Source organism: Agromyces sp. P2_B3 (genome assembly GCF_056404815.1).
This window is the reverse complement of the sequence record NZ_JBFUDH010000007.1, coordinates 91,606-109,848: the sequence shown is the minus strand read 5'-3', so window position 1 is coordinate 109,848 and position 18,243 is coordinate 91,606. Positions and strand designations below refer to the sequence as shown.

Genomic DNA, 18,243 nt, shown 5'->3' with positions numbered 1-18,243 from the left:
GCCACGGAACGACGCGGGCCGGATGCGGACACGTCGCGGGGCGACCCGACCCAGGTCGGTACGCCGCCGGGTTGCCCGCCGCACCGGTGTCGGGTGCTCACCGCTGGACGAGCCGCTCGTACCAGGCGAGTGCGGACTGGTCGGTGAGGCTCGCGACCTGGTCGACGATGGCGCGCTTGCGGGCGTCGTCGTCGCGGGCCTCCCGCCAGTCTGCGGCGAAGCCAGGATCGAGATGCCGGTCGCCCGTCTCGTGCAGCACGTCGGCGAGCGAGGTGAGCACCTGGCGCTGCTGGGTGTAGATGGGCTGGCGGGTGTTCTTCGACATGACGAACGCGGCCACGATGCCCTTGAGCACCGCGATCTCGGCCTGGATCTCGCGCGGCACGACCACGTCGGCGTCGAACCGGATGAGGCTCGCGAGCGGGAACGCCGACCTGGTCGCCTCGGTCGCGGCGTGCGCGAAGCGGCCGATGAGCTGGCTCGTGAGGTTCTTCAGCCGCCCCTGCTCGAGGCGGCTGCCGCTCCACGTGTCGAGCCAGCCGTCGAGCGAGTCGAGCCGGTCGAACGCGGCGATGAGCTCGTCGTGGGTGATGGCGCCGCCGATCCACTCGTACATCGACGAGACGAGTGCATCGTGGTCGACGCGGGCTCCGAGCGCGGCCACGTCGACGTAGCCGTTCACGATGGCGTCCTCGAAGTCGTGCACCGAGTAGGCGATGTCGTCGGAGAGGTCCATGACCTGCGCCTCGATGCAGAGCCGCCGCTCGGGAGCCCCGGCGCGCATCCACTCGAAGACGGCGACGTCGTCGCGGTAGAAGCCGAACTTCGCGCGGCCGCTCGGGTCGGCGACCGAGGTGGCCTCTGGCCACGGGTACTTGCAGCTCGCATCGAGGCTCGCGCGCGTGAGGTTGAGCCCGTAGCTGCGACCGTCGGCGTCGAAGACCTTCGGTTCGAGTCGCGTGAGGATGCGCAGGGTCTGCGCGTTGCCCTCGAAGCCGCCGATGTCGTCGGCCCAGGTGTTGAGCGCCCGCTCGCCGTTGTGCCCGAAGGGCGGGTGCCCCAGGTCGTGGGCGAGGCAGGCCGTGTCGACGACGTCGGGGTCGAGGCCGAGGCTCGTGGCGAGCTCGCGGCCGACCTGGGCGACCTCGAGCGAGTGGGTGAGGCGGTTGCGGGCGAAGTCGAGGCCCGCGGTGGGGCTCAGCACCTGCGTCTTTGCCGCGAGACGTCGGAGTGCGCTCGAGTGCAGCAGCCGCGCCCGGTCGCGGGCGAAGTCGCTGCGCCGGTTCGTGTGTTCCTCGGGCAGCAGGCGTTCGGTGTCGGCGTCGTCGTATCCGCCGAACAGTCGCTCCCGCACGTCAGCCGCCGCTCGTGTCGAGCTCGGCGTCGACGAGCGTGGTGCGATCGTGACCGGCGAGCTCCTGCGAGTCGAGCCACCCCTCGGGGAGCGCGGGATTCTTGGGGGTACCCGCCCGCCCGCGTGGACCCTCGGCGCCCTCGCCGGGGTAGGGCATCGACCAGTCGAGCGTGCCGAGCAGGTCGTCGAGCTGCGCGAGCGACTCGACCGTGGCGAGCTTCGCCCGCAGTTCGCCGCCGACCGGGTAGCCCTTGAAGTACCACGCGACGTGCTTGCGGATGTCGCGGCAGCCCCGCTCCTCGCTGTCGAAGAACTCGGTGAGCAGCTCGGCGTGCCGCCGGAACGTCTGCGCCACCTCGCCGAGCGACGGATGCGCCGTCGCCGACTCGCCGCGGAACGCCGCCGCGAGGTCGCCGAAGAGCCACGGCCGGCCGAGGCATCCGCGCCCGACGACCACCCCGTCGCATCCGGTCTCTGCCACCATGCGCAGGGCGTCGTCGGCCGACCAGATGTCGCCGTTGCCGAGCACCGGCACGCTCGTGACGGTCTGCTTGAGCTTCGCGATCGCCGACCAGTCGGCCTCGCCCGAGTAGAACTCCGCAGCGGTGCGGGCGTGCAGCGCGATCGAGGCGACCCCCGCGCCCTCGGCGATGCGGCCCGCCTCGAGGTAGGTGAGGTGGTCGGCGTCGATGCCCTTGCGCATCTTCACCGTGAGCGGGATGTCGCCGGCGGCGCGCACGGCGCCCTCGACGATGTCGCGGAACAGGCCGCGCTTCCACGGCAGCGCGGCTCCCCCGCCCTTGCGGGTGACCTTGGGCACGGGGCATCCGAAGTTCAGGTCGATGTGGTCGGCCCGGTCTTCGGCGACGAGCATGGTGACCGCCTCGGCGACGGTCTTCGGGTCGACGCCGTAGAGCTGGATCGACCGGGGCGTCTCGGACTCGTGATGCGTGATGAGCCGCATGGACTCGGGCGTGCGCTCGACGAGGGCCCGGGACGTGATCATCTCGCTCACGTAGAGGCCGGCGCCGAACTCGCGGCAGAGCCGGCGGAACGCCGTGTTGGTGATGCCGGCCATCGGGGCCAGCACGACGGGGACGTCGAGTTCGATCCCGCCGATCGTGAGCGGGGCCGCGGGGAGCGTGTCTGAAGTGGGCATCACCGTCGATTCTCCCAGAGTTCCGGTCGGCTTCGCCCGTGAGCGCCGAGCGCGCCTAGGATCCGAGGAGGACGAGGTGTGGAGGACGACATGACCGACGGCGGGCTCACGGGTTCCGATCGGGTGCGAGCGGATGCCGCCGACCGCGGCCTCGAGGTCGAGATCATCGAACGCCCGGCGGCCCGCAGCCTCGAGGAGGCCGCGGAACTGCTCGGCATCACCCCGGCCGACATCGTCAAGTCGCTCGTCGTGAAGCGCAGCGACGACACCTACGTGTTCGCGCTCGTGCCCGGCGGTCGCAAGATCTCGTGGCCGAAGCTGCGCGGGCTGCTCGGCGTCAACAAGCTCCAGTTGCCGGATGCCTCGCTCGCGCTGGCCGCCACGGGGTACGAGCGCGGCACGATCACGCCGCTCGGCTCGACCACCGCCTGGCCGGTCGTCGTCGACGCGACCATTCCGGGGCGACGCGTCTCGATGGGCGCCGGAGAGCACGGCCGCAGCCTGTTCGTCGACGCCGACGACCTCGTGCGCGCGTTCGACGCGACCGTGGCCGACATCACCGACCCCGAAGTAGCGGTCAGTCCGCGGCGCGGTCCGCGGTCGGGATGAAGCAGACGTCGCCCTCGCAGACCATGGCCGCCGGGTCGCCGGTCACCATCGTGAACGGCGAGGGCGCGGCATCCGTCGACCCTGCCGTCACGACCCCTTCGACCCGCTCGATGCGCTCGGTCATGCCGCGGCGCCGTCGCGCTCGCCGGCGACCTGCGTGAGCACCTGGCTGAACACCTCGGCGGGCTGGGCGCCCGAGACGCCGTACTTGCCCTCGAAGACGAAGAACGGCACGCCGTTGATGCCGTAGGCGCCGGCCTGGGCGATGTCGGCCTGCACGGCGGCGGAGTAGCGGCCCGACTCGAGCGCCTCGCGCGCGGCACTCGCGTCGAGTCCGACCTCGGCGGCGAGTTCAACGAGCTCGTCCACCCGGCCGACGTGTCGGCCCTCGGTGAAGTAGGCGCGGAACAGCCGCTCGGAGAGCTCGAGCTGCAGCCCCTGATCCTTCGCGAAGTGCAGCAGCTCGTGCGCCTTCAGCGTCTTCGTGTGCTGCAGTGCCTCGAAGTCGTAGTCGAGCCCGGCATTCGCCGCGACGCCCGTCACGTGCTGCAGCATCTGCTGCACCCGGTCGGCCGGCAGGCCCTTGTGCGTCGCGAGGAAGTCGACCTCCGAGCCCTCGAAGTCGACGGGGGTGTCGGGGGCGAGCTCGAACGAGTGGTACTCGATCTCGACGTCGGGTGCGTCCGCCCCGAGGGCCGCGATGCCGCCCTCGAGGTGCCGCTTGCCGATGTAGCACCAGGGGCACGCGATGTCGGACCAGATGTCGATCTTGATGGGGGAAGTCACGATGAGGCGAACGGATGCCGCGGCCGCCGTATTCCCGGCCGTCCGCGGCATCCGAGCGCCTTCACGCCCGCACCGGCAGGCCGGAGGCGGCTCAGCGGCCGACGACGATGCGCGTGGCCTCGGCCACGACCTCGTTGTTGCGCACCGCGTCGGGCCGGTCGGTGCGGGTGAGGATCACGAGCGTGAGCGGCTCGACGCCTGGACGCCAGAGCACGCCGGCGTCGTTGACGACGCCGTACTCGCCGCCGCCGGTCTTGTCGGCGAGCTCGTAGGGCGGGGTGAGGCCGGCGCGCATCCGGGCGCCCGAGGTCGTGTTCCGGAGCATCCACTCACGGAGCCTCGATGAGGCGAGCACGCCGGCGGCGTCCTCGAGCATGAGGGCCGAGTACAGCACGGCGATGTCGTCGGGCGTGGTCGTGTCCCGCTCGTCGCCCGGGCGGGCCTCGTTGAGGTCGGGCTCCCAGCGGTCGAGCCGCGTCTGCGTCGCCCCGAGTTCCTGGGCGAAGGCCGTGATCGCGGCGGGCCCCCCGAGTTCGCGCAGCAGCAGGTTGCCTGCGGTGTTGTCGCTGTAGCGGATGGCGGCGTCGGCGAGCTGCTCGGGGGTCGCCTGCTGCGGCCGCATCGTGCTCAGCACGGCCGAGTCGCGCACGACATCCCCGTCGGTGAACGGGATGGGTGTCGACCAGTACGCGTCGTCGTATCCCCGCGCCCGCACGAGCGCCGCGGCGGCCAGGGGCTTGAAGAGCGAGCACATGGGGAACAGGTCGGCCGCCCGGTACCGGAACGCGCGAACCCGCCCGGCGCCGCGCCCCAGGTCGGCCGGCAGCGCGACGACCCCGATCGTGACGTCGGTCGCGACCTCGAGCGAGCGAAGGTCATCGGACACGCGGCCGTGGTCGGCACGTATGACGGGCCTGCCGTTCGCCGGCAACGGCGAGGCCCAAGCCGGCGCCGATGCCAGCACGGTGGAGACGACGCCCGCGGCTCCCGCTGCGCCGCCGAGGGCGAGCAGCGAACGCCGGGACAGGGAGGTGGATTCACGCGATGGATTCATGGATCGCAGTCTTCCGATGCGGCACTGATGCCGGCAAAGCACCAAACGGCTCTATTCATGCAAGGATCGCATGCATGGCACGCAACTTCGACCTCCTGTCAGCGTGCGAGGCCTTCGTCTCGGTGGCCGAGCACGAGAGCTTCACGGCCGGTGCCGTCGGGGCCGGCGTGACGCAGTCCGTGGCGAGCCGGCGCATCGCCGCCCTCGAAGCGCACCTCGGCGGTCGCCTGTTCGAGCGCTCGTCGCGCCGCGTCGCACTCACCGCGTTCGGGCGCAGCGTGCTGCCGGGCGCGACCCGGCTCGTCGTGGCGGCGCAGGAGTTCGGCGACGACGCCGAGCACGCGCGCTCCCTGCCCATCACCCTCGCCGTGCCCCGCCACCTCTCCCCCGCGCCGGCCGCGCGGCTCTGCGCCGCGGCTGCCGATGGGTCGCTGACCGTCGAGCTGCTCGAGGGGGTGCCACGTGAGCGAGCCGAGTGGATGAGCGCCGGGCGCGCCCAGCTCGCGCTGCAACACGTCGAACCCGACCGCGCGGTCTGGTCGACCCCGCTCGGCGTGGGATTCGCCGGCGATGCCGGTCGCAACGACGGCAGCGGCGACGAGGAACCGTTCTACCTCGCGGAGCTCCGGCCGCGACGGGGCACGCCCGAGCGGCGTCGGCTCTGGCTCCAGCCCGAGGACGACGTGCCCAACGTGCGCGATCGACTCGAACGCGTGCGCAACGGCGCGGGGCTCGCACCCGGCCACCTCCGACTCGCCACCTCACTCGTCGCCGCCATCGCCCGCGCGATCGCCGACGGCGACCTCGTGCTGTGCACCCGCGCCGAGGCGAACGAGGCCGACCTCGCGTGGCATCCGCTCGGCGACCTGCACCTGCTGCGCGGCTACGCCCTCGTGCACCGCGACGCCGGTCTCGCCGAGCGGTTCCTCGACGCGACCCGGCCGCTGCTGCCCGAGTTGCTCGGCACGACGACCACGGCCGGCACCGCCACCACCATCGAGCAACCTCATGCGCACTGACCGCCTCGTACTCCGCGAGGCGACGCGGGCGCTCGCGGAGGCCGGGCTCGTCGCATCCGTGACCGTGCGCGACCTCGACACCGGTCGCGAGCTCGCGATCGATCCGGATGCCGCATACCCCCTCGCGTCGGTCGTGAAGCTGCCGCTCGCCATCGCCGTGCTGCGCGAGGCGGCGAACGGCTCGATCGACCTCGCATCGCAGGTCGACCTCCACCCATCCGAGCGCACGCCGGGGCTGACCGGCCTCTGCAGGTTCGAGCATCCGGCACGCGTCTCCATCGAGGACCTGCTGTACCTCGCGGTGTGCGTGAGCGACGACACCGCCGCCGACGCCCTCTTCGAGCGGTGCCCGCCCGCTCGGGTCACCGACCAGCTGCGCGGCCTCGGCATCACGGAGCTCACCGTGCGGCACTCCATCCGCGAGCTCCACGAGACGCTCGCGAGCCGCCTCACGCCCGACGAACTGCCGCAGGCGCTCGCCCTCGCGATCCAGGCGTCGACGCGCGGCGGCGGGCACCTGATCCCCCAGCTCGACGTCACGCACGCCAACGCCGGCACCTCACGAGCCCTCGTCGACCTGCTCGAGCGGCTCTGGACCGACCCCGAGCTCGCCGGCGAACGCGAGCCGATGCGACGCCTGCTCGGCATGAACCTCATGCGGCATCGCCTCGCACCCGACCTCGAGTCCGACGACGCCGAGTGGTTCTCGAAGACCGGCACGTTCCTCCACCTCAGGCACGAGGTCGGGGTGCTCGAGCACGCCGACGGCAGCGCGTTCGCCATCGCAGTGCTGAGCGAGTCGTCGGTTCCGGCGCGGCGGCAACCGGGCGCCGAGCAGGCCCTCGGCCACGCGGCCCGGTTGCTGCACGACCAGGTGCGCGCGACCCGATCCACGCGCTGACCGGATGCCGCGTGGGCAGCTACGCTCGGACGATGCCCACCCCCGAGCCGCCGTCCAGGCCGATACCGCCGCCCCGACGCATCCTCGTCGCGGGCACGAGCGGGTCGGGCAAGTCGACCCTCGCGGCGCGGATCGCGGAGGTCGGCGGCCTGCCCCACGTCGAGATCGACGCGCTGTTCCACGGCGCCGACTGGACGCCGCGGCCCGAGTTCGAGCATGACGTCGACGCGCTCATCGCGCGGCCCTCATGGGTCACCGAGTGGCAGTACACGTCGGTCCGCGGGCGCCTCGCCGCCGCCGCAGACGCACTCGTCTGGCTCGACTACCCACGGCCGCTCGTAATGCGACGCGTCATCCGTCGAACGCTCGCACGGCGCATCCGGCGCATCGAACTCTGGAACGGCAACATCGAGCCACCGCTGCGCACGATCGTGACCGACCCCGACCACATCATCCGGTGGGCATGGCGCACCCATTCCGGCCTGCCGGCGATGGTGCACGCCGCGGCGGCCGCGAACCCGGCGCTCGAGATCGTCCGACTTCGGAGCCCGCTGGTGACGGAGCAGTGGCTGTGCGACTACGCCGAGGCGGTGGGAGTGTCGATCGCCCCGCCGAAGCGACGGTTCCGCCCGGCGTAGAGCTCGATCGCCTCCCAGAGGTCGACCCGGGAGAAGTCGGGCCAGAGCGTGTCGAGGAACACCATCTCGGCATAGGCCGACTGCCACAGCAGGAAGTTCGACGTGCGCTGCTCCCCCGAGCTGCGCACGAAGAGGTCGACGTCGGGCAGGTCGGGCACGTACAGGCGCTTCGCGATGAGCTTCTCGGATACGGCCGATGGCCTCAGGCGCCCGGATGCCACGTCGTCGGCGATCGACCGCACCGCGTCGGTGATCTCGTTGCGGCCGCCGTAGTTCACGCACATCGTGAGGGTCAGGGTGTCGTTGCCCGCCGTGAGTCGCTCGGCGAACCGCAGCTCGTTGATGACGGACGCCCAGAGCCTCGGCCTGCGCCCGGCCCAGCGGATGCGCACGCCCCACTCGTTCAGCTGGTCGCGCCGACGGTGCAGCACATCGCGGTTGTAGCCCATGAGGAAGCGCACCTCGTCGGGCGACCGCTTCCAGTTCTCGGTGGAGAACGCATAGACCGACAGGTGCTTCACGCCCGCCTGGATCGCGCCGGCGACGACGTCGAGGAGCGCCACCTCGCCGGCCTTGTGCCCCTCGATGCGGGTGAGGCCGCGGCGGTTCGCCCAGCGGCCGTTGCCGTCCATCACGATCGCGACGTGGCCGGGCACGGCGCCCTTCGGCAGCTCGGGTGGGTAGACGCCCGTCCAGTCGACGGGCCGGTAGGGCACGGCGTCGCGATGCGTGTAGGGCTTGGGGGTCACGTGGTCGTCGTTTCTCTCGAGACGTGCGGCAGCGAGCGCAGCCCGCGCTCGAGGTGCCACTGGGTGTAGGCGGCGACGATGCCGCTGGCCTGGTTGCGGTCGCCGGATGCCGCCGCCTCGGCGAACGCCCAGTCGCCGGCGAGCAGCGCACCGAGCAGCGCCACCGTGGAGCGGGCGATGCGCGGCGTGCCGGGCGGGGCGCAGTCGTCGCAGACCACGCCGCCGAGCTGCACCACCACGGCCGTGTGCTCGCCGGCGTTGCCGCACCGGGCGCAGTCCTGGAAGCTCGGTGCCCACCCCGCGAGGGCGAGCGCGCGCAGCAGGTAGGAGTCGAGCGTCAGGCTCGCGCCGTGCTCGCCACGCGCCAGCGACCGCAGGCCGCCGACGAGCAGCAGGTACTGCTGCAGCGACCCCTCGTCCTCCGTGAGCTTGTCGGCCGCCTCGACCATGGCGTTCGCGGCCGTGTAGGCGGCGTAGTCCTGCGTGATCTCGGCGCCGTACGAGCCGATCGACTCGGCCTGCGTCACGACGTCGAGCGTGCGGCCCTCGTAGAGCTGCAGGTCGGCGACCATGAACGGCTCGAGCCGCGCCCCGAATTTCGAGCCCGTGCGCCGCACGCCCTTGGCGACCGCGCGCACCTTGCCGTGCCGCCTCGTGAGGAGCGTGAGGATGCGGTCGGCCTCGCCCAGCTTGTGGGTACGAAGCACGACGGCTTCATCTCGGTAGACGGGCACCCTTCATTATCGCGCGCCCGTCCGACGCGGCGGCCGAGGTGAGCGGCGCGAGCCGTCATGTGCCGCCCGCAGCCGCCGTCGGATGGTTCACTGGTGGCGTGGCCTCCGCACTCTTCGTCATCCCCCTGTGGCTCGACCTCACGGCGGTCGCCATCGGCGCCATCCAGGGCGCCATGTTCGCGGCCAGGCTCACGGAGCGGCGCATCGACCTGCTCGGCGTCGCGCTCATCGGGGTGATCGTCGGCCTCGGAGGAGGCCTCCTGCGCGACATCCTGCTCAACCAGCTGCCGGCGGCGATCTCCGACAACTGGTACATCCCGGTCGCGACGGCGGCCGCCCTGCTCGGCATGCTGCTCCTCCGCGTCTTCACCCGCCTGAACGGGCTCATCATCGCGCTCGACGCGGTGACGATCGGCCTGTTCGGCGCGATCGGCACGTCGAAGGCGCTCGCCTACGGCGTGCCGGTCGTGCCGGCGATCTTCGTGGGCGTGATCTCGGCGGTCGGCGGCTCGATCCTGCGTGACGTGGCGCTCAACCTGCCGATCGCGCTGATGCACGTCGGCTCGCTCTACGCCATCGCGGCCACCGCCGGCACGACCCTGCTCGTCGTGCTCGTCGCGCTCGACGTGAACATCGTGGTGGCGGCGACCGCCTGCGTCATCGTCACGACGCTCACCCGCCTCGGCTCCGTGCGCTACGGGTGGAGCCTCCCCGAGCAGCGGGCGCTCGGCAGCTGGCGGGTGTGGCGGCGCGCGTAGCGTCACGGGCGAGCGGATACCGCAGCGGCGGCGACGTGAGATGGCGGATGCCGCGCGCCGACGTTGGCGCGCGGCATCCGTCGCCCGTCAGACCGCGACGACCTCGCGCTCGGCCTCGGCGGCCACCGTGCCCCGGATCGCCCGGTTGACGGCGGAGACCACGGCCTTCAGCGACGCCGTCGAGATGTCGGCGTCGATCCCGACGCCCCACAGCACGCGGCCGTCGACCTCGAGCTCGACGTAGGCGGCCGCGAGCGAGTCGCCGCTCGCCGACAGCGTGTGCTCGACGTAGTCGCGCAGCTTCACGTCGACCCCCTCGGTGCCGAGCACGGCGAGGAACGCGGAGATGGGCCCGTTGCCGCTGGCGTCGGCCTCGATGCGCTCGTCGCCGTCGCGCAGCCCGACGCGCACGTTCACGACCCCGTCGAGGGCGCTCTCGGTGCGCAGCGACAGCAGCTCGAAGCGGCCCCACTTCTGCTCGGGGTGATCGGCCGGCGCCGGCAGGTACTCGTCGTTGAAGACGCGCCAGATCTCGTCGCTCGAGACCTCGCCGCCCTCGGCGTCGGTCTTCGCCTGCACGACGCCCGAGAACTCGATCTGCAGCTTGCGCGGCAGGTCGAGGGAGTGGTCGGCCTTCAGCAGGTAGGCGACGCCGCCCTTGCCCGACTGGGAGTTCACGCGGATCACAGCCTCGTAGCTGCGCCCCAGATCGCGCGGGTCGACCGGCAGGTAGGGCACGGCCCACTCGAGCTCGTCGACCGTGACGCCGCGGCGCTCCGCCTCGGCCGCCATGGCCTCGAAGCCCTTCTTGATCGCGTCCTGGTGCGAGCCGCTGAAGGCCGTGTAGACGAGGTCGCCCGCCCACGGCTGGCGCTCGGGCACCGGCAGCTGGTTGCAGTACTCGGCGGTGCGCTTCACGTCGTCGACGTCGGAGAAGTCGATCTGCGGGTCGATGCCCTGCGTGAACAGGTTGATACCCAGCGCGACGAGGTCGACGTTGCCGGTGCGCTCCCCGTTGCCGAAGAGGCACCCCTCGATGCGGTCGGCGCCGGCCATGTAGCCGAGCTCTGCTGCGGCGATGGCGGTGCCGCGGTCGTTGTGTGGGTGCAGCGACAGGATGACGTTCTCGCGGTGGGCCAGGTGTCGGCTCATCCACTCGATCGAGTCGGCGTACACGTTGGGCGTGGCCATCTCGACGGTGGCCGGCAGGTTGATGATGACCTTGCGCTCGGGCGTCGGCTCGAAGATCTCGAGCACCTGGTTGCAGACGTCGACGGCGAACTCGAGCTCGGTGCCCGTGTAGCTCTCGGGCGAGTACTCGTAGTAGACCGTGGTGCCGGGAACGGACGACTCCATCTCACGGCATTTGCGCGCGCCGTGCAGGGCGATGTCGATGATGCCCTGCTTATCGGTGCGGAACACGACATCGCGCTGCAGCACGCTCGTGGAGTTGTAGAGGTGCACGATCGCCTGCTTGGCGCCGGCGATCGACTCGTAGGTGCGCTCGATCAGGTGGTCGCGGGCCTGCGTCAGCACCTGGATGGTGACGTCGTCGGGGATCGCGCCCTCCTCGATGAGGCTGCGCACGAAGTCGAAGTCGGTCTGGCTCGCGCTCGGGAACCCGACCTCGATCTCCTTGTAGCCCATGCGCACGAGCAGGTCGAACATGATGCGCTTGCGCTCGGGGCTCATGGGGTCGATCAGGGCCTGGTTCCCGTCGCGCAGGTCGACGGCGCACCAACGGGGCGCGGTCGTGATGCGCTGCGACGGCCACGTGCGGTCGGGCAGGTCGACGCGGATCTGCTCGTGGAACGGACGGTACCGATGCACGGGCATCGAGGACGGCTTCTGGGTGTTCTGCATGAGGTGCTCTTCTCGCTTGTTCGGATGGATTCAGCCGACGACGAACTCCGCAGCGAGGGAGGCCTGGATTAGGACTCGCTGCGGCAGCTAAGGAGAAGCAGGCCGTGAAGCACGAGCCAAGGCTAACACCGAGGGGTGGTGCGAGTGCAAACATGACGGACGAGCGGATGCCACGTGGCTCGCGGCATCCGCTCGTCGAAGCGTCTCGCGCGACCGTCAGTCGACCGCGAGCGCCACCACGGGCGCGACCCGCATGGCGCGTCGCGTCGGGGCCACCGAGGCGACGAGTGTGAGCACCGCCGCGGCCAGCAGCAGTCCGCCGAACATGACCCATGGGATGCCGGGCAGCACGAAGGTCGGCTCCCCCTGCGCGCCGCCGAGCAGCGCCTGCGCGCCTGCCCAGCCGTAGCCGAACCCGAGCACCAGTCCGAGCAGCGTCGCGGCGAGGGTCAGGGCCGCGCTCTCCGCGACGATCATCGTGCGCACCTGGCGGCGCTCGAAGCCCAGCGCGCGCAGCAGGCCGAGCTCGCGGGTGCGCTGCATGACGCTGAGGGACAGCGTGTTCACCATGCCGATGGCCGCGATCAGGGCGCTGAACCCGATCAGCACCGTGAAGATCGCGACGGTGACGTTGAGCATGTCGTCGATGCCGGCGTACATCTCGGGCTGGGCGCGCTGGGCCTCCAGCAGCATGGCGCGGTACGACTCCATGGTGACCGCGAACGTCGTGACGAGCGTCACCCCGATGACGAGGCCGATCGTCATGCGTGAACTGCGCTCGGGGTGGCGCACGGCGTTCTCCGCTGCCAGCCGCGCCGACGGCGAGCGGCCGAGCGCACGCCCGACGAGGCGGAGGACCGGGGGCAGGACGACCTGGGCGCCGAGCACGATGCCCGTGAACGAGACGATGCCGCCGACCATGCCGACCAGTACGCCGTAGGGCTCGGTGAGCCCCCACACGACGCCGATCACGAGGAGGACGATGCCGACGACGAACAGCACGAGCGCCACGATGTTGCGGCCCCGCCGCCGGCCGAGCTCCTCGCGGTCCTGCTCGTGCGAGTCGCCGATCGCCTGGATCGGCCGCACCCGCAGCACGCGGCGCGAGCCCACCCACGACGCGAGCCACGTCGTGACCGCCACGGCCGCGGCGGGCAGCGCCACGACGGGGTTCAGGTAGTCGTACGCGGTGGCCGGCATGAGGTCGTTCGCCTCGGCGACCGCCTGGATGGCGAACGCGGCGCCCGTGCCGAGCACGACGCCCGCGAGCGCGCCGGCGAGCCCGATCAGCAGTCCCTCGCGGGCGATCTGCGCGCGCTGCGACCGTGCACTGGAGCCGATGAGGCGCAGCAACGCGATGAGGCGGGTGCGACCCGCGACCACCGTCGACACGGTGTTCGCCGTGACGATCGCGCTGACGTAGATGGCGATGACGATGAAGACGGTCGCGACGATGCCGAGGATGATCGCGACCGTCGTGCTCTCGCCGGTCACCTCATCGGCCGCGATGGCCGCGCCGAGCAGTCCGGTCACGTGCAGCAGCACGACGCCGAAGGTGCCGGCGAGCGTGGCCACCACGAGGGTCGGCCACTGGTCCCTGAGTCGCGTGCGCATCACGCCGCGATCTCCATCGAGAGCATGAACGCGGAGATCTCCTCGGCCGACGAACGCGCGGCATCGCGGACGATGCGTCCGTCGGCCAGGAAGAGGATGCGATCGGCGTGGCTGGCCGCGACCGGGTCGTGCGTGACCATCGCGATCGACTGCCCCGAGCGGGCGCTCGCCGTGGCGAGGAGGCCCAGCACCTCACGGCCGGTACGCGAGTCGAGGTTGCCCGTCGGCTCGTCGGCGAACACGAGGTCGGGCAGCGTCGCCAGGGCGCGGGCGATGGCCACCCGCTGCTGCTGGCCGCCCGAGAGCTCGTGCGGGCGGTGCGTGAGGCGAGGGCCGAGGCCGAGGGTGTCGATCAGCTCGTCGATCCACGCCTGCTCGTCGCGGCTCGGCCGGCGACCGTCGAGCTCGAACGGGAGCATGACGTTGCCGCGCACGTCGAGCGTCGGCACCAGGTTGAACGACTGGAACACGAAGCCGATCCGGCGCCGGCGCAGCACGGTGAGCGCCGAGTCCGAGAGCTCGGTGATCTCCGTGTCGCCGAGCCATGCTCGACCCGACGTGGGCGAGTCGAGGCCCGCCATGATGTGCATCAACGTGGACTTGCCCGAGCCCGACGGCCCCATGATGGCGGTGAAGTCGCCGCGGCGGAGCCCGAGCGAGACGTCGTCGAGTGCGGTGACCGTGCCGGCGCCATGTCCGTAGCGCTTGCCGAGGCCCGTGACGCGGGCGATGAGACCGAGGTCGGAAGGTTGGATCTGCATGCCTTCGACGCTACGGACGGGGGCCACGACGCGGCATCCGGCCACCGGATGGTCCGGCGTCATCCTGCAGGATGACCCGCCCTCACTCGCCGAGGTCGTGCTCGTAGCCGAAGACCACCAACTGCACGCGATCGCGGAGCCCGAGCTTGGCGAGGATGCGGCTGACATGCGTCTTCACGGTGGCCTCCGACAGGTACTCGGATGCCGCGATCTCGGAATTCGAGAGGCCGCGCGCGGCGAGGGCGAAGATCTCGCGCTCGCGCGGGGTGAGCTCCGACCACGCGGCCGGGGCGGGACGGCGGCCGTTGCCCCGGCCCACGTGGGCGAACAGCTCGCGCGTCGCCGCCGCGGCGATCACCTGGTTGCCCTGATGCACGGTGCGGATCGCCGCGAGCAGGAACTCGGGGTCGGCGTCCTTGAGCACGAAGCCGCTCGCGCCCGCCCGGATCGCGCGCGCCGCGTTCTCGTCGAGGTCGAAGGTGGTGAGCACGAGCACCCGCGGCGGCGTGCGCCCATCGCGGTCGGCGTCGGCGAGGATGCGTTCGGTCGCGGCGATGCCGTCGAGCAGCGGCATCCGCACGTCCATGAGCATGACGTCGGGCCGGGCGCGGGCGGCGAGCTCCACCGCGGCGACGCCGTCGCCCGCCTCCCCGGTGACGGTGAGGTCGGGCTGCGATTCGACGAGCATCCGCACCCCCGCACGGAACAGCGCCTGGTCGTCGACGAGGGCGACGCGGATGCCGCTCACGCGAGGCCGCCCGGCTGTGCGGGGATGTGCGCGCGGACCCGGAACGTGCCGTCACCGGCCGGCTCCGCCGTCAGGGATCCTCCTGCGAGCTGCGCCCGCTCGCGCATGCCGGGAAGCCCGTGCCGGAGTCCGTGCGACTCCGCCGTCGCGGCATCCGCTCGCATCGCGTTGACGATCTCGAGGTCGACGCCCGCGCCGTCCCACGCGAGCCGCAGGTCGACGGGCGCGCCGGCGTCGCCATGGCGGAGCGCGTTCGTCAGGCTCTCCTGGGCGATGCGGTAGACGGCGATCTGGTGCCCCGTTCCGAGAGCGAGGCGGTCACCGGTCTCGGAGTAGCGCACGTCGAGTCCTGCGGCGCGGACACGGTCGACGAGGCCGTCGAGGTCGTCGAGCACCGGCTGCGGCGATCCGGACTCGTCGTGACGGAGTTCGGCGAGCAGCACCCGCACGTCGCCGAGCGCGCCGCGCGCGACGTGCGAGATCGTCTCGAGGGCCCCGACGGCGGCCTCGGGGCGCGTGCGGGCGGCGAAGCGCGCGCCGTCGGACTGGGCGATGACCACCGCGAGCGAGTGCGCGACCACGTCATGCATGTCGCGGGCGATGCGGTTGCGCTCCTGCTCGACCGCGTAGCGGTACTCGACGAGGGCACGCTCGCGGTTGGCGGCGTCCTCCCTGCGACGAACCTCACGGGAGTCGCGGATCGAGCGGATGAGCAGGCCCGCCGTCCAGGCGAGCACCAGCACGGCGATCGAGGCGACGAAGAGGAAGCCGAGTGCGAACGCGAGCCCGATCCCGTCCTGCGTGATCGGCGCCGCCTGCCCGAAGATCGGCTTCACCAGCGCGAGGTAGACGGTCGCCACGACCGCACCGGCGCCCGCGCTCGCGAGGCCGGCCCACTTCACCACGCGGCCGCCGTGCGCCGCGGTCGAGTACAGCACCCCGAGCACCGCGGCATCGTAGAGCTGCAGGTCGCGTAGGGTCGCCATCTGCAGGATCGCAGCGCCCCACGCGATGCCGAGCGACCAGGCGGGCGACAGCCGCCGCACCGACAGGGCCGCCGTGAAGCCCGCGAGCACCACCACGTCGACGCCGTTGCCGAGCAGGGCGAACGGCAGGCAGGCCAGTGCGAACACGACGGCGAGGACGATGTCGGTCGTCAGCTTGCCACGGCTCAGGGTGTTCACCGGTCCACCGTACGCGGTGCTCGGGAGCGAGGACGGCGTCTCACGCCGGAATCATCCTCGAGTCGTACGCGAGGCGCGGCCGTGGTGGCCGCGCGAGCTGCCGGCTCGGTCAGAAGCCCAGTCGGCCGAGCTGCTTCGGGTCGCGCTGCCACTCCTTCGCGACCTTGACGTGCAGCGCCAGGTGCACCTTGCGACCGAGCAGGCCCTCGATCTGCGCGCGTGCGGTGGTGCCGACCTCGCGCAGCCGCGCACCGCCCTTGCCGATGATGATGCCCTTCTGGCTGTCGCGTTCGACGTAGAGGTTGGCGTAGATCTCGAGGAGGTCCTTGTCCTCGCGCTCGACCATGTCGTCGACGGTCACGGCGATGGAGTGCGGCAGCTCGTCGGAGACGCCCTCGAGCGCCGCCTCGCGGATGAACTCGGCGATGCGCTCACTCGTGTCCTCGTCGGTGAGCGTCTCGGCCGGGTAGAGCGGTTGGTCGGACTCGGGCAGCAGCGCGAGGAGCTCGTCGACGAGCACCTCCAGCTGCTCGCCGCGCGGCGCGGACACGGGGATGATCGACGCCCACTCCCGCAGCTCGGACACGGCGAGCAGCTGCTCGGCGACCTTGGCCTTCGACGCGGCATCCGTCTTCGTGACGATCGCGACCTTCTTCGCGCGCGGATACTGGTCGAGCTGCTCGTTGATGAAGCGGTCGCCGGGGCCGATCGGCTCATCGGCGGGCACGCAGAAGGCGATGACGTCGACGTCGCCGAGCGTCGACTGCACGAGCGAGTTGAGACGTTCGCCGAGCAGCGTGCGCGGGCGGTGGAGGCCCGGCGTGTCCACGAGGATCAGCTGGCCGTGCTCGCGATGCACGATGCCGCGGATCGCGCGACGGGTGGTCTGCGGCTTCGAGCTCGTGATCGCCACCTTCTCGCCGACCAGCGCGTTGGTCAGCGTCGACTTGCCGACGTTCGGCCGCCCGACGAACGAGACGAATCCGGCTCGGTACTCAGCCACGGTGGTTCCTTCCTTCGATGTCGCCCTGGTCGAACGCCGCCTGGGCGTCGATGAGGGCCTGGTCGCGCTCGACGAGGATGGTCGAGATGCGCTTGCGCCGCCCCTCGGTGCGCTCGGCCTCGAGGAGGAGCCCCGACACGGTCACGCGCTCCCCCGGCTGCGGGAGACGGCCGAGCTCCTTGGCGAGCAGACCGCCGGCGGAGTCGACGTCCTCGTCCTCGAGATCGAGTCCGAACAACTCCCCGAGCTCGTCGACGGGAAGGCGTGCATTGATGCGATAGCGCCCGTCGCCGAGGGCCTCGACCTGCGCCGCCTCCCGGTCGTACTCGTCGGAGATGTCGCCGACGAGCTCCTCGATGAGGTCCTCCAGCGTGGCGAGGCCGGCGATCCCGCCGTACTCGTCGACGACCATCGCGAGGTGGTTCGACTCCAGCTGCATCTGCCGCAGCAGGGCGTCGGCCTTCATCGAATCGGGCACGAACATCGCCGGCCGCGCGAGCTCGCCGACCGTGAGGTCCTCGGCGTCGAGTGGCCGCTCGAACCCGAGCCGGGCGAGGTCGCGCAGGTACAGGACGCCCACCACGTCGTCGGCGTCGTGCTCGATCACGGGGATGCGCGAGTAGCCCGCCTTGAGGAACAGTGCCATCGCGTGCGGCAGGTGCGCCGAGGCGTCGATCGTGACCATGTCGGTGCGGGGCACCATGACCTCGCGCACGACGGTGTCGTTGAACTCGAAGATCGAGTGGATGAGCTCGCGGTCGCCCTCCTCGAGCACGTCGAGCTCGGTCGCCTCGTCGACCATGCTCAGCAGCTGCTCCTCACTGGAGACGCCGGCGAAGCGGATGCGGCCGGGCGTCACCCGGTTGCCGAGCGACACGAGGGCGTTCGCGAGTGGGCCGAGCAGCACGCGCAGGAAGTGGACGAGCGGCGCGGTGAGCCGCAGCACCGCGTCGGCGTGCGCCCGCCCGACCGACCGCGGGCTGGCGCCGACGAGCACGAACGAGACGGCCGTCATGATCAGCGCCGACCAGAGCAGGACGAGCCAGACGTTGTCGAGGAACGAGGTGAACGCGAGCGTCACGAGCACGGCCGCCGTCGTCTCGGCGAGGATGCGCATGAAGTTCACGGCGTTCACGTGCGCGCCGGTGTCGTCGGCGATGGCGAGGAGCGAACGACGTGCGCGGGAGCCGAGCGCGAGGTCGGTGACATCCGCCCGGCTCGTCGCGCCGATCGCCGAGTCGACGGCCGCCATGAGGCCGCCGAAGGCGACGAGCACGAAGGCTGCGCCGAGGAAGAGCCAGGGCTGCAT

At 71.5% G+C, this 18,243-nt stretch carries 19 protein-coding genes; 5 read left to right on the top strand and 14 right to left on the bottom strand.

Annotated features, from left to right (window positions below; genetic code table 11):
• Positions 1-97: 97 nt before the first annotated feature.
• Together AC1DZA_RS12135 and dusB are read right to left on the bottom strand one after the other, a co-directional pair.
• Positions 98-1,354, bottom strand: coding sequence for a deoxyguanosinetriphosphate triphosphohydrolase (locus tag AC1DZA_RS12135; RefSeq protein WP_476762858.1), 1,257 nt, complete (start codon positions 1,352-1,354; stop codon positions 98-100).
• Position 1,355: 1 nt separating this feature from the next.
• Positions 1,356-2,513 (bottom strand): tRNA dihydrouridine synthase DusB, encoded by a 1,158-nt coding sequence (dusB, locus tag AC1DZA_RS12130; protein WP_309978295.1) that lies wholly within the window; start codon positions 2,511-2,513, stop codon positions 1,356-1,358.
• Positions 2,514-2,603: 90 nt separating this feature from the next.
• Between dusB and AC1DZA_RS12125 the strand changes: the two genes are divergently transcribed.
• Complete coding sequence (locus tag AC1DZA_RS12125) at positions 2,604-3,122, top strand: aminoacyl-tRNA deacylase (protein ID WP_476773033.1); 519 nt, start codon at positions 2,604-2,606, stop codon at positions 3,120-3,122.
• On the opposite strand, the gene AC1DZA_RS12120 is transcribed toward AC1DZA_RS12125, so the two are convergent.
• From AC1DZA_RS12120 to bla, 3 genes are all read right to left on the bottom strand, one after another.
• Entirely contained in the window at positions 3,091-3,246 is a 156-nt protein-coding gene (locus AC1DZA_RS12120; protein WP_476772928.1) for a hypothetical protein, read from the bottom strand. The two genes, AC1DZA_RS12125 and AC1DZA_RS12120, sit on opposite strands and share 32 nt — an antisense overlap.
• Positions 3,243-3,908: a DsbA family oxidoreductase gene (locus tag AC1DZA_RS12115; protein WP_476773032.1), complete on the bottom strand. Its 666-nt coding sequence runs from the start codon at positions 3,906-3,908 to the stop codon at positions 3,243-3,245. Before AC1DZA_RS12115 ends, AC1DZA_RS12120 begins: the two co-directional genes overlap by 4 nt.
• A gap of 91 nt (positions 3,909-3,999) precedes the next feature.
• Positions 4,000-4,962, bottom strand: a complete 963-nt coding sequence (bla, locus tag AC1DZA_RS12110; RefSeq protein WP_476772927.1) for a class A beta-lactamase — start codon at positions 4,960-4,962, stop codon at positions 4,000-4,002.
• 74 nt (positions 4,963-5,036) lie between these two features.
• Here bla and AC1DZA_RS12105 point away from each other — a divergent pair, with 74 nt between their 5' ends.
• Genes AC1DZA_RS12105 through AC1DZA_RS12095 form a run of 3 tightly spaced genes read left to right on the top strand, consistent with a single transcriptional unit; the run spans position 5,037 to position 7,520 of the window.
• A complete protein-coding gene (locus AC1DZA_RS12105) occupies positions 5,037-5,981 on the top strand; it encodes a LysR family transcriptional regulator (RefSeq protein WP_476772926.1) in 945 nt (314 codons plus the stop codon).
• Positions 5,971-6,882 (top strand): serine hydrolase, encoded by a 912-nt coding sequence (locus AC1DZA_RS12100; RefSeq protein ID WP_476772925.1) that lies wholly within the window; start codon positions 5,971-5,973, stop codon positions 6,880-6,882. Before AC1DZA_RS12105 ends, AC1DZA_RS12100 begins: the two co-directional genes overlap by 11 nt.
• Before the next feature lie 32 nt (positions 6,883-6,914).
• Positions 6,915-7,520, top strand: a complete 606-nt coding sequence (locus AC1DZA_RS12095; RefSeq protein ID WP_476772924.1) for a P-loop NTPase family protein — start codon at positions 6,915-6,917, stop codon at positions 7,518-7,520.
• On the opposite strand, the gene AC1DZA_RS12090 is transcribed toward AC1DZA_RS12095, so the two are convergent.
• Positions 7,460-8,269 carry an isoprenyl transferase gene (locus AC1DZA_RS12090; RefSeq protein ID WP_476772923.1) on the bottom strand — a complete coding sequence of 270 codons (810 nt, stop codon included), beginning with the start codon at positions 8,267-8,269 and terminating at the stop codon, positions 7,460-7,462. The genes AC1DZA_RS12095 and AC1DZA_RS12090 overlap by 61 nt on opposite strands.
• Complete coding sequence (gene recO / locus AC1DZA_RS12085; RefSeq protein WP_476772922.1) at positions 8,266-9,003, bottom strand: DNA repair protein RecO; 738 nt, start codon at positions 9,001-9,003, stop codon at positions 8,266-8,268. Before recO ends, AC1DZA_RS12090 begins: the two co-directional genes overlap by 4 nt.
• A 98-nt stretch (positions 9,004-9,101) precedes the next feature.
• Here recO and AC1DZA_RS12080 point away from each other — a divergent pair, with 98 nt between their 5' ends.
• A complete protein-coding gene (locus tag AC1DZA_RS12080) occupies positions 9,102-9,761 on the top strand; it encodes a trimeric intracellular cation channel family protein (protein WP_309978277.1) in 660 nt (219 codons plus the stop codon).
• A gap of 87 nt (positions 9,762-9,848) precedes the next feature.
• Here AC1DZA_RS12080 and leuA read toward each other — a convergent pair whose 3' ends face one another.
• The 7 genes from leuA to AC1DZA_RS12045 all read right to left on the bottom strand — a co-directional run bounded on the left by leuA (position 9,849) and on the right by AC1DZA_RS12045 (position 18,243).
• Complete coding sequence (leuA, locus tag AC1DZA_RS12075) at positions 9,849-11,624, bottom strand: 2-isopropylmalate synthase (protein WP_476772921.1); 1,776 nt, start codon at positions 11,622-11,624, stop codon at positions 9,849-9,851.
• Between the two features lie 216 nt (positions 11,625-11,840).
• On the bottom strand, positions 11,841-13,238 hold the full coding sequence (locus AC1DZA_RS12070) for an ABC transporter permease (RefSeq protein ID WP_476773031.1): 1,398 nt from the start codon (positions 13,236-13,238) through the stop codon (positions 11,841-11,843).
• Positions 13,238-13,999 (bottom strand): ABC transporter ATP-binding protein, encoded by a 762-nt coding sequence (locus AC1DZA_RS12065; protein WP_476772920.1) that lies wholly within the window; start codon positions 13,997-13,999, stop codon positions 13,238-13,240. Before AC1DZA_RS12065 ends, AC1DZA_RS12070 begins: the two co-directional genes overlap by 1 nt.
• An 82-nt stretch (positions 14,000-14,081) precedes the next feature.
• Positions 14,082-14,747 carry a response regulator gene (locus AC1DZA_RS12060; RefSeq protein WP_476761718.1) on the bottom strand — a complete coding sequence of 222 codons (666 nt, stop codon included), beginning with the start codon at positions 14,745-14,747 and terminating at the stop codon, positions 14,082-14,084.
• Complete coding sequence (locus AC1DZA_RS12055; protein ID WP_476772919.1) at positions 14,744-15,931, bottom strand: sensor histidine kinase; 1,188 nt, start codon at positions 15,929-15,931, stop codon at positions 14,744-14,746. The genes AC1DZA_RS12060 and AC1DZA_RS12055 overlap by 4 nt, the downstream gene beginning before the upstream one ends.
• Before the next feature lie 109 nt (positions 15,932-16,040).
• Positions 16,041-16,934 carry a GTPase Era gene (gene era / locus AC1DZA_RS12050; protein ID WP_476761716.1) on the bottom strand — a complete coding sequence of 298 codons (894 nt, stop codon included), beginning with the start codon at positions 16,932-16,934 and terminating at the stop codon, positions 16,041-16,043.
• Positions 16,927-18,243, bottom strand: a complete 1,317-nt coding sequence (locus AC1DZA_RS12045) for a hemolysin family protein (protein WP_476772918.1) — start codon at positions 18,241-18,243, stop codon at positions 16,927-16,929. The genes era and AC1DZA_RS12045 overlap by 8 nt, the downstream gene beginning before the upstream one ends.